The sequence below is a fragment of the Tardiphaga sp. genome, from assembly GCF_028290785.1.
Taxonomy (GTDB): Bacteria; Pseudomonadota; Alphaproteobacteria; order Rhizobiales; family Xanthobacteraceae; genus Tardiphaga.
This window is the reverse complement of record NZ_JAQGJD010000350.1, coordinates 1-13,783: the sequence shown is the minus strand read 5'-3', so window position 1 is coordinate 13,783 and position 13,783 is coordinate 1. Positions and strand designations below refer to the sequence as shown.

Below are 13,783 nucleotides of genomic sequence, written 5' to 3'. Positions count from 1 at the left end.
TGAAGATGGAGTTCATGTCGAACCTCGCCCGCGCCGCGCGGCGCGATGCGCATTAGATGATTGCCGAGATCTTCAACAACCTGGACCGCGCCGCCGAGGGCCGCATCCTGGGCGCGCTCGAGGAACGCAACCGCGACAGCGCCGAGCGCATCCGCGGGCTGATGTTCACCTTCGAGGACCTGCAGCGGGTCGATGGCGCTGGGCTGCAGACCCTGCTGCGCTCGGTCGAGAAGGACAAGCTGGCGCTGGCGCTGAAGGGCGCCTCCGAGACGCTGCGCGAGCTCTTCATGAAGAACCTGACCGAGCGCGCCGCCAAGCTGCTGCGCGACGACATCGCCGGCCTCGGCCCGGTGCGGCTGCGCGACGTCGATGAGGCGCAGGCCCTGCTCGTCAATCTCGCCAAGGACATGGCCGCCAAGGGCGAAATCGTCCTGACCAAGAACCGCGCCGACGACGAACTGGTGTATTGATGGCAGCTCCCGCAAAATTCCTGTTTGATGTCGATTTCGCCGCCCCCGACAGGACGCGCGCTCCGGCCGTCACGCCCGCCGAGATCGCAGAAATGGTCGCGACGGCCGAAGGCCATGCCTACCGCGCCGGCTTCGACGCCGCGCAGCGCGAGGCCAAGGTCGAGAGCGACCGCCGCGCCGCGCTGGCGCTGGAAGAAATCGGTATCGCGATCTCGTCGATCTCGACGCGGTTTTCCACCATCGAGGGCCGGATGGAGACCGAGGCGGTCGATGTCGCCATCGCCGTGGCGCGCAAGCTGTGTAGCGAACTGATGGCGGCGGAGCCCCTCACCGAGGTGATCGCGCTGGTGCACGACTGCTTCAAGCACCTGGTATCGACCCCGCATCTGGTGGTGCGCGTCAACGAGCAGCTTTACGACGAAACCCGCGAGCGGATCGAGAAGCTGGCCAAGCAGAGCGGCTTCCAGGGCAAGCTGGTGATCCTCTCCGAGCCGGAAATCGTCCACGGCGACTGCAAGATCGAATGGGCGGACGGCGGCGTGCAGCTGGAGCGCGCGGCGATCGAGGCCAAGATCAGCGAACTAGTGGGGCGCTATATGGCGTCCCGCAACCAGGCATGAGGACCGAAAAATGAGCGACCAAGACACCCACGTGCCGCTTCCCGACCTCAATTCCGCCGACCCCATGGCGATGGGGGACGTCGGCTACAACGACGACGAACAGGTCACGCGCATTGCCGCCGACCTCGAGGCGGTGTTCGACGTTCCGGTGCAGGTCTCGGCCGTGCTCGGACGTTCCAAGATGGATGTCGGCGAACTCCTGAAGCTCGGACCCGGCACCGTGCTCGAACTCGACCGGAAAGTCGGCGAGGCGATCGACATCTACGTCAACAACCGGCTGGTGGCGCGCGGCGAAGTCGTGCTGGTCGAGGAAAAGCTCGGCGTCACCATGACGGAAATCATCAAGGCCGAACGCACGTAACGCGAACGATTCTGCGCCCGAACGGCGCGACCAAGAGATAACAGGAGATCACCATGCGGCTTCTCATCGTCGGCACGCTCAAGGGCCAGCTCACCACCGCCACCAAGATCGCCATGGACAACGGCGCCTCGGTGGTTCACGCCGAGGGTCTCGACCAGGCGATGGCGGTGCTGCGCGGCGGCAAGGGCGCCGACCTGCTGCTGGTCGATGTCGCCCTCGACATCCGCGATCTCGTGATGCGGCTGGAAGCCGAGCACATCCACGTGCCAATCGTCGCCTGCGGCATCACCAACGATGCCCGCGCCGCGGTCGCTGCGATCCACGCCGGGGCGAAAGAGTACATTCCGCTGCCACCGGATCCGGAGCTGATCGCGGCGGTCCTCGCCGCGGTTGCCAACGATTCCCGCGACCTGATCTACCGCGACGAGGCGATGGGCAAGGTGGTCAAGCTGGCGCAGCAGATCGCCGGTTCCGACGCGTCGGTGATGGTGACGGGCGAATCCGGCACCGGAAAGGAAGTGCTGGCGCGCTACGTCCACACCCGCTCGCACCGCGCCAAGAAGCCGTTCATCAGCATCAACTGCGCGGCGATTCCTGAGCACCTGCTGGAGTCCGAACTGTTCGGCCACGAGAAGGGCGCCTTCACCGGCGCGATCGCGCGCCGCATCGGCAAGTTCGAGGAAGCCACCGGCGGCACCCTGCTGCTCGACGAAATCAGCGAGATGGACGTCCGGCTGCAGTCGAAACTGCTGCGCGCGATCCAGGAGCGCGTCATCGACCGCGTCGGCGGCACCCGGCCGGTGCCGATCGACATCCGCATCATCGCTACCTCGAACCGCAATCTCGCCGACGCCGTCCGCGAAGGCACGTTTCGCGAGGATCTGCTGTTCCGGCTCAACGTCGTCAACCTCAAGATCCCGCCGCTGCGCGAGCGCCCGCTCGACATCATCGAACTGGCGCAGCACTTCGCCAAGAAATATGCCGATGCCAACGGCGTGCCGGTGCGACCGATTTCGGCGGAAGCGCGCCGGGTGCTCAGCACCAACCGCTGGCAGGGCAATGTCCGCGAGCTGGAGAACACCATTCACCGCGCGGTGCTGATGGCCGTCGGCGACGAGATCGGCGCCGACGCGATCCTGAATCCCGAAGGCGACCGCCTCGACCTCGCCAAGACCGTGCCGGCGGTGGCCCACGCCACCTTCGCCGCCGAGCAGGTGACGCGCGCGCTGGTCGGCCGCACCGTGGCCGATGTGGAGCGCGACCTGATCCTGGAAACGCTGAAGCATTGCTTGGGCAACCGTACCCACGCGGCGAACATTCTCGGCATCTCGATCCGGACGTTGCGCAACAAGCTCAACGAATATGCCGATGGCGGCCTGCCGATCACCCCGGCCGGTTCCGGCGATTACCGCGCGGTGATGGGGGCGGTGGGCTAGGCGCTGCGCAGTACGTTCCCCGGATGCAGCGCAGCGCGCTGCGCTTGCAGCGTGGTGCGCTGCTGATCCGGGGCCCCGGTTTTTGCGAAGAGGCAACCGGGATCCCGGATCTGCGGAGCGGCATAAGAATGCCGCACCGCGTCCGGGACACGAGACTCTCCAACTCACGAATATTTCGGCGCGTCCGGCTTGCGGAAAATCTGGATCGGCTCGCCGGGCACCAGCTTCGGCTGCGTGAACATCGCGTAGGCATAAAGCGCGAGATAGCCGATCGACAGCGCGCCGATGACGTAGACCGCCCAGGTGCCGATACGCTTCAGTCTGCTTCCCACTGGGGATCTCCTGTCCGGCGACCGGCAATGGACCGGGCGCCTGAGGCCTCTACCTGCGCCATGCGGCGAATTTGGGCAACCGGGCTGTTGGCGCCGCCCGCCCGCTTGCACCCACCGCCCGAATGGTTAGCTTGGCCGTGTGAGTCGCGGCAGCCCCTGCGCGCCCCCGCTTTTTCCGAGACGCCATGCCCACGTTTACCCCGCATCAGGATGCCGCGCTAAAAGCCGTCGATGACTGGCTAAAGGCGAAGCCCGGCAAGAACGGCACGCCGCCGATCTTTCGGCTGTTCGGCTATGCCGGCACCGGCAAGACGACGCTGGCGCGGCACATCGCCGACAATGTCGATGGCGAGGTCAAATTCGCGGCATTCACGGGCAAGGCGGCGCTGGTGATGCGCAACAAGGGCTGCGACGGCGCCTCCACCATCCATTCGCTGATCTACCGCGCCCGCGAATCCGGCGAGGAACAGCCGAATTTCGAGCTGTGGGACGACGCACCGGCGTCCAAGGCCAAGCTGATCGTGATCGACGAATGCTCGATGGTCGATGCCGACCTCGGCCGCGACCTGATGTCGTTCGACTGCCCGCTGCTGGTGCTCGGCGATCCCGCACAGTTGCCGCCGATCCAGGGCGGCGGGTTCTTCACCGAACACGAACCCGACATCATGCTGACCGAGGTGCATCGCCAGGCCGAGCACGACCCGATCGTGCGGATGTCGATGGACGTGCGCGAGGGCCGCGAGCTCGATATCGGCCGCTACGGCGAGAGCGAGGTGATCTCGCGCAAGGAGCTCGATCCGGAGCGCGTGATGGGTGCCGACCAGGTGCTGGTCGGCCGCAACAACACGCGACGCGCCTACAACATGCGCGTTAGGCAGAAGCTCGGCATCGAGGACGAATTGCCGGTCGCCAACGACAAGCTGGTCTGCCTGCGCAACAACCGCAAGAAGGTGCTGTTCAACGGCGGCCTGTGGCGCGTCAAGGCACGCGCGGCGTCGAAGTCGCGCATCATCACCATGCGGCTGTCGCCGGACGAGGATTTTGGCGGCAAGGTCACGAAAGTATCGGTGCGCGCCGACTGTTTCAGCGGCGGCGTCGAGACGCTGCCGTGGGAACAGCGCAAGCCCTATGACGAATTCGACTACGGCTACGTGCTGACCGTGCACAAGAGCCAGGGCTCGCAATGGGACGACGTCGTGCTGTTCGACGAGAGCTTTGCGTTTCAGGAAAGCCGCGCGCGCTGGTTGTACACCGGCATCACGCGGGCGGCGAAGCGGCTCAGCATCGTGATCTGAGCGACGACGGCCTCTCGGCTTCGGTGGTGTGCGCGCTGTTCTGACGCAGGGCCATCACGGAGTCGTTTGGAACGTTGCGGCGTTACCCTCGTTGGGCCTGCGTCAAAAAACATGCAGGAGTTTTCATGCGAGCTTTCAACAAGTTGACGTCGGCGGTCCTGATCGGCGCCACCGCGCTTTCATTCTCGGTTCCGGCGATCTCGGCTCCCCTGATGGTGCAGCCACAGCAGGCGCAATCCACGACGGCATTGCCCACTGAAAACGTGCAGTATTATCGCGGCGGCGGATATGGCCGAGGCTATGGATACGGCGGCGGCTATCGTCGCGGTTACGGGTATCGCGGCGGTGGCAATGGCGCCCTGATCGGCGGCCTCGCGGCCGGTGCCATCATCGGCGGTGCGATTGCAGCCGGCGCGGCCAGTCAGGCTAACGCGGCGGCGCAGCAGAATGCCAATTACTGCGCGCAGCGTTATCGGTCCTACGATCCGGCGTCGGGCACCTATCTCAACAACGACGGCAACCGCTATCCCTGCCCGTAAAAGACCGGCATTTCTGAAGCCGCGGAACGCAAGTTCCGCGGCTTTTGTTTGCCTGCAGACCACTCACGAAGTCGTGTCCGCCGGCCGGTAACAACCCGTCTCCTGCGCCGTATCTTGAGCAACGGACCACCGCGCGATTGCGAACCCTGCGCCAGGGTCTAAACTGCCGGTGCCCCGGCCTACCCACGAGGACATCCCATGCGCCGCTCCACTTTCAGCCGCCTGTCGCTCTGCGCCGCCGCCATTGGCGCGCTGGCGATTTCGTCTGTATTCCCCGCCCCCACTTTCGCGGCCGAAGAGGCGGTGATCATTCCCGCACCAACGCTGGACGCCAAGCCGTCCGATGGCTTGCAGAGCGCGGTGATCGCGGGCGGCTGCTTCTGGGGTGTGCAGGGCGTCTTCCAGCACACCGCCGGCGTGGTCAACGCAGTCTCCGGCTATGCGGGGGGACCAAAGAGCGCGGCGAATTACACCGCCGTATCAAGCGGCTCGACCGGCCATGCCGAGGCCGTCGAAATCAAATACGACCCGAAGCAGATCAGCTATGGCAAGATCCTGCAGATCTATTTCTCGGTGGCGCACGATCCGACCCAGCTTAATCGCCAGGGGCCGGACAGCGGGACGCAGTATCGCTCGGAGATTTTCACCACCTCGGCCGAGCAGAAGCAGGTGGCGGATGGCTATATCGCGCAGCTCAATGCCGCCAAGGTCTACAAGAAGCCGATCGTCACCAAGGTCAGCTCGCTGGACGGGTTCTTCCCCGCCGAGGCGTATCATCAGGACTATCTGACGCTGCATCCTAACCAGCCCTATATCGCCTATAATGATATTCCCAAGGTTGAGAACCTGAAGAAGATCTTCACCCAGAACTATATCGAGAAGCCGACGCTGGTGAGCAGCGCCAAGGTCACCAACTGACGGCGGCTCCCGAAGGAGACCACATGAGCGACACCAAAACGATGCCGGGCAAGATCGAGAAGTCCGAGGCCGAATGGCGCAAGGAACTGACGCCGATCCAGTATGCCGTATTGCGCGAAAAAGCGACGGAACGGCCGGGTTCGGGCGAATACGAGCATGACCATACGCCGGGCACCTTCGTGTGCGCCGGCTGCGGCCAGACCCTGTTCGAATCCGACGCCAAGTTCGATTCAGGTTGCGGCTGGCCGAGCTTCACGCAACCGGCGCTGGAGAGCCACGTCGATGAAGAGCGCGACGTCACCCACGGCATGGTGCGCACCGAAGTGCTATGTTCGAAGTGCAACGGCCATCTCGGCCACGTCTTCCCCGACGGCCCGGGACCGACAGGGTTGCGTTATTGCATCAACTCGGCGGCCTTGAAACTTCAGCCAAAGTAAATACATCCGTATTATCGAACTGTTAAAGCGCCCCGTGCGACCCACCCAGGTCCTGCGGGGCGTTTCTGTCTTCGGACGAACGACTGCCTCATATTGCGACACGCCTCATCCGCGTGCACCGCGCTAAAGAACAATAAGAAAGCTTCGCTATGTCTACCCGATCCAACCGCTGGCTTCTTGGCCTGGCGCTCGCCGGCCTTATTCTCGAGAGCGTTGTCTCGCACCCCGCGCTCGCTACCGATAAGGTCTCGCTGTTCAAGGTGATCACCGCCCGCGACGAAATCATCATCGGCATCAATGACGACCAGCTCGCGCAATTCGACAGCAAGAACGCCGGCGGCGTCGCCAAGCACCTTGCCGCCAAGGGCACGCTGACGGCCTGGCAATATGCCGTTCGCAAGGCCGAGGCCGGGGCGCTGGAACAGGCGCCGTTGCGCCAGGTCGGTCTGCTGTCCAACGAGGCGCTCCGCGTCGAGCCCTACACCACGCCGCTGAAAATCGTCCCGATTCCGGATATGACCGGACAATAGCCAACAAATCGGCTCGGGGCTGCCCTGCGGCAAACCGGGATTGACGGCTAAGCCGCTCCAATTGCACGTTTTATGACCATCATACCGCCCGGCATCAGCGATTCATCATGCTGCATGCCGGGTGTCGCAATTTGCTGAAACATGCTTATATTGAGGTCTGTCCTGAAATGATGTTCCGCGGGCCGCCAGCCGGCTGCTGTCGCGAAGAAAGCGTCGTTTCGTTGCGTACTTTCATTGAGGTCACTGACCATGGCTGCTTTTAGCTATAACACCGCCGCTGAGCTATTTCCCGCCGCGATCCGCAAGAAGAAGCGTGCCGGCTTCGCCTATCGCCGCTTCGATACGGCTGCGGCCGCGGTCCAGTTCGCCATCGAACAACTGCCGGCGGATTCGCTGAACGGCGCCTATTTGCAGGTCGATGAAGCCCGCTTTGACCAGAGCGGCATCCGCACGCTTTATGAGAGCGAAGATTTTCCGCTTGAGCGTCGCGCGCCTGAGCCGGTCGAGCCCGCCACCGACGACGCCGACGCCGCCTGAAGCTAACGCGCCGCGGATTACATCCGCGGCTGCTTGTCCAGCCACTTCCGCAGCATCTTCATGTTGCGGATATTGGCCCGGAACATGACGTCGAAGGCATCGCCGATGAACGGCACGATGCCGACGGCGCCATCCAGCGCCACATTGCCCAGCATCCGCGCCGTGATGTGCCATGGCGCGCCAAGCGCGCGGGCCTCGCGCACCAGCCACAGCGAGATCGCCGTGGTGATGATGTCGCCGACCACCGGTACGAGTCCGATCAGCCCGTCGATGCCATAGCGGATATTGGTGCCCGGTACGACAAAGGCGACGTCCAGCAACTTCGCCAGGGCTTCCAAGCGCGCCAGACGCTGTTCGCGGGTCAGGCTGGCGAACGGATTGGCTGCGGAATTTCCAAAATCCAATCGAAAGCCGCCGACCTCGGCGCGTAGTTCCTCAGGGCGAACCTCGCGGCCGTCCTGATCGATGATCGGACCGCGCGCGGCAGCGCTGCGCGGACGGGATCGGGTGGCTCGGCCGGGAAAGGTTTGATCGTTAGACATGGCGCTCACATGGGGTTCATCACGCCCGCGCGCAAGCGGCATCGAGTCGCGCATCCCCTACGGAACATTCAGCGCGTCGGCGGATGCCTCGTTGCGCTATCGGGGCCGTTGTCCTGCAGCGCCAGCGACACATCGCCATCCAGCGGGACTGAACCCTTGGCAAATGCTTCGGCGAGTTCGATCAACCGCAACCGCTGCCGGGGGTCGTCGATCCCAAAGAATGCCAACATCATCCGGAGCCCTTCTTCATCCGTCGCCCGACCGACCTGCCACATGTCAGCATCCTCCGAGAAACTTTGAATCGTGTCCAAAAATATGTATTCTCATCCAGTGGGAACAGGGGACAGGCATGCGAAAGCCATTAGCGGATGTGTGCCTGGACATTGCAAGCTTTGCGCAGGAGCGGAAGCACGAATTCCTCTCCTATATTCTGCGGCTCGCCGCGGCCGAGGCGTCCAAAAGCGCGGCTGCGGATGAGACCTTCGAACTGCCGGCGGAGCGCAAGCTGGCCTCCCGCCAACTGATCGCCGGGGTCTGGGACTGGGACATCCGGAATGATCGCGCCTATCTGGACGCGGGCTCCGCGGCGTTCTTCGGCGTCGATCCGGACGAGGCGGCGCGCGGCCTGCCCAACATGCACTATCTCAGCGCCGTGCATCCCGACGACATCGGCATGGTGAACGCGGCGATTGCCAAGTCGATGCGCCACGGCGGTCTTTTCGAGATGGAATGCCGCCTGATCACGAACGACCGCATCACCTGGGTCTATGCCCGCGGCCATTGCACGCTGGACCGATCCGGCCGCCCGGTGCGGCTGCCCGGCGCGATTGTCGATATCACCCATGACAAGGCGATGCACTGAGCCGACGGAATTCTCAGCGACAGCCGAAGGCAACATCGTCTGCGCTCACGCGCGCTTCTGCATCCGGGCGATCATTGCATCCATGTCCGGCGCCAGCGCCGGCGCGGCGAGGTCGCACACCGCAAAGCCATTCTTGCCGCCGTGCTTGGCGGCATAGAGCGCCTCGTCGGCGGCGGCGATCAGGCGTTCCGGATACAGGCCTGTCGCCGGTTGCCACTGCGCCACGCCGATCGAGGCGGCGATCGGGATCTCGCCGGCCGAGCAGCCGGCCGCGTCCGTGCGGCAGGCATCGAGAATGCGGCGCGCGATCCGGGCGGCGTCATGCAACGCGGTGTCCGGCAGCACGATGCAGAATTCGTCGCCGCCGGAGCGCGCCAGCAGATCGCCGGGCCGTAGCCGGCTCTGTGCCATCAGCGTGAAGTGCTGCAGACAGGCATCGCCGGCGGCGTGACCATGGCCGTCATTGATCGCCTTGAAGCCATCGAGATCGATCGCCAGCAGCGCGAACGGCTTTTGCGTCCGCTGCGACAGCGCGCAGGCCTCGGTGAGAAACTGCACCAGGCGGCGGCGGTTGGCGACGCCGGTGAGATCGTCGATCATCGCGAGGTCGGCGACCTCGCCGCGCAACGCGTCGATCGCCATCAGCAGGAAGCCGAAATTCCACGCCATCGACAGGAACACCAGCAGCAGCAGCAGCGGCGCCTGCGCGGCGTTGAAGTTGATCAGGCTCAGCGGGTCACCGATCTGCAGCAGCGCCGCGGCCGAGCGCAGCACATGCGTGACGATCGCGAATACCGCGACCGCGCCGGCCATCCGCGCGCCGGGATTGCCGTTGCCGTCGTGGCGCGAAAACACCAGCGGCAGGGTGACCAGCAGGCATAGCGACTGGCCGGCCGAATAGATCACGATCCGGATCGCCATGTCGTCGCGCCACAGCGTGAACAGCGCCAGCCCGGCAACGCAGGCGGCAACGATCGACAGATGTAGGCGCCATGCCACCGGCTTGCGATAGAACCGCGAGACGCCCATGGCGCACAGGCCGGAGGCGAAGATCAAGAGGCCGTTGCCGAGCAGGATCGGGACCAGCGGATCGGCCATGCCGCGCAGCATCGACAGCACGGCGCCGACGGCGGCGACGAAGGCCGCGGCGGTCCAGTAGCGCGCGGCGGCGAGGTTCGGATAGCTGGTCATGACGTAGGCCCAGACCACGCCGAGCGCCATGAAGTTGACCACGAACACCAGATACAGCGTCGGCACGCTCAACATGCGCGCCTCCTCGCGCCAAAGCGCGCTGTAGCCGGGATCGTCGCCATCGTCGTCATCGCAGGGTTCCTTTGACGGTAACCTGCAACCGGGAGAGTTAAGGGAGTCTCACCGCGCCCCGCCGATCCCGGGGTAATCCACCGCGTGGTTGTGAATTGGTGAAGGGCCTACCCGGCCCGCCAGCCGGTCGGCGAAATAGCCGATCGTCTTGCGGTAGATCGTCGCCCTGTTCCACTCGCGCATCGCCTCGAAATTCGCGGTGCCCTCGCCGTACGGCGCGCCGTTCTTGAAGCCGGCGGTGTGCAGCAGGTTGGCGGTGGAAGCCAGTACGTCCGGGACGGAGTGCCTGAGATCGACATGGCCGTTGCCGTCGAAATCGACGCCGTACTTGATGTAGGACGACGGCAGGAATTGTGTCTGGCCGAGCTCGCCGGCGAACGCGCCGATCAGGTCCGACCTCGGCAGGTCGCCGCGCTGCAGGATTTTCAGCGCCGCCAAAAGTTCGCCCTGGAACAGCTCGGTGCGGCGGCAGTCATGCGCCATCGTCGTCAGCGTGCGGATCACCGGCATCTTGCCGATGTCGCCGCGGCCGAAATCCGACTCCAGCCCCCAGATCGCCACCACGATTTCCGGCGGCACGCCGAACCGCGCCTCGACGCGCGACAGCAGCGCGGCGTGCTTCTGCAGCATCTGCTTGCCGATCGAGATGCGGCCCGCGCCGACCCGGGTCGAGACGTATTGCTCAAAGCTCTTGTTGAAGGTGCCGCGCTGGCGGCGATCGAAATTCAGCACCGCGGGATCCATCGTCACGCCGGCAAAGGCGTTCTGGATCACCGCCTGCGAGATGCCGGCGGCCGCAGCCTCCTGCTGCATGGTCGCCACGAAAGCGTTGAAATCGCCGCCGCAACGCGCCGCCTGGGCGGGAGCTGCGAACCACAACGGCGCCAGCAACAGCGCGCCTGCAGCGATCACCCAACGACGTCCCGACATCTGCGATTCCCTCAAAAGTTGTTGCCGCCACCATGCCATGCGATCCGCGTGGCCGTCAAAACGGCGGCCTCCCGCAGACGCGGTTTCGCGATCCCGCGGCGCCGATGGCGTCCGGGGTGTGCTGCATTCCCCGCCCTCTGGCCTCAAGAGGGCGCGCGGAACGCCGGGTGCCCGATGCACCCTTGGGCCTGGACGCCAGCCGTAGTCGGCAAGGAGTGATGCGCCAGGACTTTCGGACCACCGGATCAACCGGCGTTCCGCACGCGGTGGGTTACCGACTTGCTTCGCGACACCCCCTGGTGCCCGACCAGCCTTAGCGCACCATCCATGATCCAGGACGTGGACCGGGGCCATCGCGACTTGGGCCGTCCGCAGGGCGATGCGTTCGCCCGTCGTTTGGCGCGCGGGATCTGTCGTGGTCCGGAGCGGAACGATGCCGCCGCACCAGTGGAGTTCTGGCGCATCGACTGTGTCCCGACCCGGCGTCGGACCTCCCCCTTGCACCGCGCGACGCCGCATCTCCAGCGTCCACCGCATCCCGCCCCGCCATCGTGACGATCGCGATCGCCCCTCTCGATGGGGCAGGACGGAGCGGATTATAATCTCCGGTCGGAGATCGTCAAGACGGATAGGAATATAATTTTAGGGGCCGGCATTACCGCATATCGTCGGGGCGCGAGGGCAAAGCCCGAGCGAACCTCAGCCACTCCAATGGGAGTGGCGGGGAATCCCGAACTGTTTTGAACATATCGAGATTCCCCACTCCAACTGAGCTCGCCCCGGGCTTGCGCCCCTGCGACCTGCGCTCCAGTCCAAAACTGAATCTGCGTTAACAGTTCTTTAGGTAATTTTTAGGGACCACCTGCTATCGTAAGTTGATATTCGATAGCGGGAATACCAATGGCGTTTGATTTGCCGGGCCTCAATTTTGCTCAGAAAACACTCTCCGGGAAACCGAAGTGGGAGCAGTCTGATTCAGTTTGGTTTTGTCTGACAGCCAGCCTCGAAATAGAGGGCGCGACCGTCCCTGGTCTTGAGTTGAGAGGCGGCGCTGCGCAGTCGCTTCCTGACCGAGCAGTGAGATTCCAAATTCAGTATCGTCCACCACGCAGCCATTGCGTTCATTTAGGGCGCGCCGAGTGGCGGCCGATAGGCATTCACACAAATCGAGCGGTCGGTCCGCCCCATCTGCAAATGATGCGGATCGGCGAGACACATATCCACGAGTTCGAACACAATTGGCTGCCGGAAGAAGGTCGTATGAGGGAAGGAGACTTGCCTGTCGCAAGACCCGTAAGACCTGATTTACAATCATTTGACGAGTTTCTTGTATTCGTAGGCAAAGAGTTTAGAATCTCTGAAATCCACAAGGTGGAAAGACCGAGCTGGCAAGAGCCGGGGCTTTTCGGGATTGCCTGACCATGACGATCAAGATCGACGAAAAGTTTGCTTCCGCTGTTGATGCGGTAGCACGGGAACTTGTGACCACGGAACACTTCGGAACCGCCTCCATCATAAAAACGCCAATGATGTATCCGAGTGGAGCTTCCGCAGTCGTTCAGGTGACGCAGCATCATGATCGTTTCTTTGTCACAGATATGGGCCTTGGTCAGATTGAAGCCGATCTGATTGGCGCATCAGTCCTGTATGCCAACAGTGCAAAACCACTTGCTCAGCACTTTGGTATTCGATTTGATAATCAGGCTTTCTTCGTGGCGGAGGCTAGCCGAGATCAGTTGGCTGGCGCCGTCACGATTGTCGCGAATTGCTCTTCCGAAGCGGCTGCCTTAGCTGCGTTCAAGGCGGCAGAGCGGCGCTTCGAGGAGGATAGTGATATTCTTTATCGCCGCCTTGCGACTGTATTTCCGAAAGCAGAGATCGTTCGCGACGTTGATTTTGTTGGATCATCTACTCATAAATGGCCCGTGGCTACTATGGTCACTCACAACAGAAAGGTTTCACTTTTTGAACCTGTGAGTAAGCACCATACCTCTGTCGTCAATGCCGCAGTGAAATTCAACGACATCGCGCGACTCGACAACCCTCCACAGAGGATTGCCGTTGTTAAGAAAAAGACTGAATTGGGTAACTACCTCAATGTTCTTTCTCAGTCTGCAAGTGTTGTCGAATACGAAGTATCCGACGCGACACTTATTCGACTTGCAGAGGCCGCTTAGGTTTCCGCCATCGTAGAAATTTGGCGAGCGTAGGGCGCAATCGCGAAGCGTATTGCGCCGCCTCTCGTTTCGGCATGGTCGGCGGATTACGCTGCGCTAATCCGCCCTACGGATCGGCGCACCCTGCCCGGCCTTATCGCCCAAATTTCCGCTGGCGCCTCCGCATCCCAGCCGCTATGTAACTCCCGCTGCGCTCCGGCGCACCGTAAGCGTCTCACGTCAGGCAACGCATTCAACCCGGTCGGATCGACCCGGAGAATGCAGCTGCGCCATTCGTGATCGACCGACCGACTTTCAAATGAGTGAACTGATGAACCCGCTTCGCAAGCCGCGTTCGCGCGGAAAACTGCCGGCGCGCTATGCATCGATCGTGATGCCGCTGGTGCTGTCGCTGCTGATGACCTTCGTGGTCTCGGCGATCTCGACGTGGAAGAGCCTCGGCGCCACGCCGGCCTTCGTCGCCACCTGGCCCAC

General features: G+C 63.3%; 19 protein-coding genes and 1 pseudogene. 14 read left to right on the top strand and 6 right to left on the bottom strand.

The features are described 5' to 3' along the window. The 4 genes and pseudogenes from JWR89_RS22600 to JWR89_RS22585 all read left to right on the top strand — a co-directional run. Positions 1-470: pseudogene (locus JWR89_RS22600) on the top strand (FliG C-terminal domain-containing protein); the annotation flags it as partial. Then, positions 470-1,090 carry a FliH/SctL family protein gene (locus tag JWR89_RS22595; protein ID WP_299720319.1) on the top strand — a complete coding sequence of 207 codons (621 nt, stop codon included), beginning with the start codon at positions 470-472 and terminating at the stop codon, positions 1,088-1,090. The pseudogene JWR89_RS22600 and the gene JWR89_RS22595, both read left to right, overlap by 1 nt. 10 nt (positions 1,091-1,100) lie before the next feature. Beyond that, positions 1,101-1,451 carry a flagellar motor switch protein FliN gene (gene fliN, locus JWR89_RS22590; RefSeq protein ID WP_299720318.1) on the top strand — a complete coding sequence of 117 codons (351 nt, stop codon included), beginning with the start codon at positions 1,101-1,103 and terminating at the stop codon, positions 1,449-1,451. A gap of 53 nt (positions 1,452-1,504) precedes the next feature. Beyond that, positions 1,505-2,887, top strand: coding sequence for a sigma-54 dependent transcriptional regulator (locus JWR89_RS22585; protein ID WP_299720317.1), 1,383 nt, complete (start codon positions 1,505-1,507; stop codon positions 2,885-2,887). A 164-nt stretch (positions 2,888-3,051) separates the two neighbouring features. Here the strand turns inward: JWR89_RS22585 and JWR89_RS22580 are convergent, their stop codons facing one another. Continuing rightward, positions 3,052-3,219 (bottom strand): hypothetical protein, encoded by a 168-nt coding sequence (locus JWR89_RS22580; protein WP_299720321.1) that lies wholly within the window; start codon positions 3,217-3,219, stop codon positions 3,052-3,054. A gap of 185 nt (positions 3,220-3,404) precedes the next feature. Here JWR89_RS22580 and JWR89_RS22575 point away from each other — a divergent pair, with 185 nt between their 5' ends. The 5 genes from JWR89_RS22575 to JWR89_RS22555 all read left to right on the top strand — a co-directional run bounded on the left by JWR89_RS22575 (position 3,405) and on the right by JWR89_RS22555 (position 6,938). Next, a complete protein-coding gene (locus JWR89_RS22575) occupies positions 3,405-4,514 on the top strand; it encodes an ATP-dependent RecD-like DNA helicase (RefSeq protein WP_299720316.1) in 1,110 nt (369 codons plus the stop codon). A 125-nt stretch (positions 4,515-4,639) separates the two neighbouring features. Further along, entirely contained in the window at positions 4,640-5,053 is a 414-nt protein-coding gene (locus tag JWR89_RS22570; protein WP_299720315.1) for a BA14K family protein, read from the top strand. 198 nt (positions 5,054-5,251) lie between these two features. Next, on the top strand, positions 5,252-5,971 hold the full coding sequence (gene msrA, locus JWR89_RS22565; protein ID WP_299720314.1) for a peptide-methionine (S)-S-oxide reductase MsrA: 720 nt from the start codon (positions 5,252-5,254) through the stop codon (positions 5,969-5,971). A gap of 23 nt (positions 5,972-5,994) precedes the next feature. Beyond that, positions 5,995-6,408 (top strand): peptide-methionine (R)-S-oxide reductase MsrB, encoded by a 414-nt coding sequence (gene msrB / locus JWR89_RS22560; RefSeq protein WP_299720313.1) that lies wholly within the window; start codon positions 5,995-5,997, stop codon positions 6,406-6,408. A gap of 149 nt (positions 6,409-6,557) precedes the next feature. Further along, positions 6,558-6,938, top strand: coding sequence for a hypothetical protein (locus JWR89_RS22555; RefSeq protein ID WP_299720312.1), 381 nt, complete (start codon positions 6,558-6,560; stop codon positions 6,936-6,938). Positions 6,939-6,985: 47 nt separating this feature from the next. On the opposite strand, the gene JWR89_RS22550 is transcribed toward JWR89_RS22555, so the two are convergent. Further along, positions 6,986-7,189 carry a hypothetical protein gene (locus JWR89_RS22550; RefSeq protein WP_299720311.1) on the bottom strand — a complete coding sequence of 68 codons (204 nt, stop codon included), beginning with the start codon at positions 7,187-7,189 and terminating at the stop codon, positions 6,986-6,988. Here JWR89_RS22550 and JWR89_RS22545 point away from each other — a divergent pair. Continuing rightward, positions 7,188-7,475 carry a hypothetical protein gene (locus JWR89_RS22545; protein WP_299720310.1) on the top strand — a complete coding sequence of 96 codons (288 nt, stop codon included), beginning with the start codon at positions 7,188-7,190 and terminating at the stop codon, positions 7,473-7,475. The genes JWR89_RS22550 and JWR89_RS22545 overlap by 2 nt on opposite strands. Before the next feature lie 17 nt (positions 7,476-7,492). On the opposite strand, the gene JWR89_RS22540 is transcribed toward JWR89_RS22545, so the two are convergent. Together JWR89_RS22540 and JWR89_RS22535 are read right to left on the bottom strand one after the other, a co-directional pair. Further along, a complete protein-coding gene (locus JWR89_RS22540; protein ID WP_299720309.1) occupies positions 7,493-8,017 on the bottom strand; it encodes a DUF4112 domain-containing protein in 525 nt (174 codons plus the stop codon). 68 nt (positions 8,018-8,085) lie between these two features. Beyond that, positions 8,086-8,328, bottom strand: coding sequence for a hypothetical protein (locus JWR89_RS22535; RefSeq protein WP_299720308.1), 243 nt, complete (start codon positions 8,326-8,328; stop codon positions 8,086-8,088). 38 nt (positions 8,329-8,366) lie between these two features. On the opposite strand from JWR89_RS22535, the gene JWR89_RS22530 reads away from it, so the two are divergent. Then, positions 8,367-8,879, top strand: a complete 513-nt coding sequence (locus JWR89_RS22530; protein ID WP_299720306.1) for a PAS domain-containing protein — start codon at positions 8,367-8,369, stop codon at positions 8,877-8,879. Positions 8,880-8,924: 45 nt separating this feature from the next. Here the strand turns inward: JWR89_RS22530 and JWR89_RS22525 are convergent, their stop codons facing one another. Together JWR89_RS22525 and JWR89_RS22520 are read right to left on the bottom strand one after the other, a co-directional pair. Continuing rightward, positions 8,925-10,145 (bottom strand): GGDEF domain-containing protein, encoded by a 1,221-nt coding sequence (locus JWR89_RS22525; protein ID WP_299720304.1) that lies wholly within the window; start codon positions 10,143-10,145, stop codon positions 8,925-8,927. A 105-nt stretch (positions 10,146-10,250) separates the two neighbouring features. Beyond that, positions 10,251-11,132 (bottom strand): lytic murein transglycosylase, encoded by an 882-nt coding sequence (locus tag JWR89_RS22520; RefSeq protein ID WP_299720302.1) that lies wholly within the window; start codon positions 11,130-11,132, stop codon positions 10,251-10,253. A gap of 900 nt (positions 11,133-12,032) precedes the next feature. Here JWR89_RS22520 and JWR89_RS22515 point away from each other — a divergent pair. The 3 genes from JWR89_RS22515 to JWR89_RS22505 form a co-directional block, all read left to right on the top strand. Continuing rightward, positions 12,033-12,551: a hypothetical protein gene (locus tag JWR89_RS22515; protein WP_299720300.1), complete on the top strand. Its 519-nt coding sequence runs from the start codon at positions 12,033-12,035 to the stop codon at positions 12,549-12,551. A 2-nt stretch (positions 12,552-12,553) separates the two neighbouring features. Next, positions 12,554-13,309, top strand: a complete 756-nt coding sequence (locus JWR89_RS22510; RefSeq protein ID WP_299720298.1) for a hypothetical protein — start codon at positions 12,554-12,556, stop codon at positions 13,307-13,309. A gap of 310 nt (positions 13,310-13,619) precedes the next feature. After that, a partial coding sequence (locus JWR89_RS22505; protein WP_299720320.1) for a DUF2798 domain-containing protein occupies positions 13,620-13,783 on the top strand: 164 nt, incomplete at its 3' end.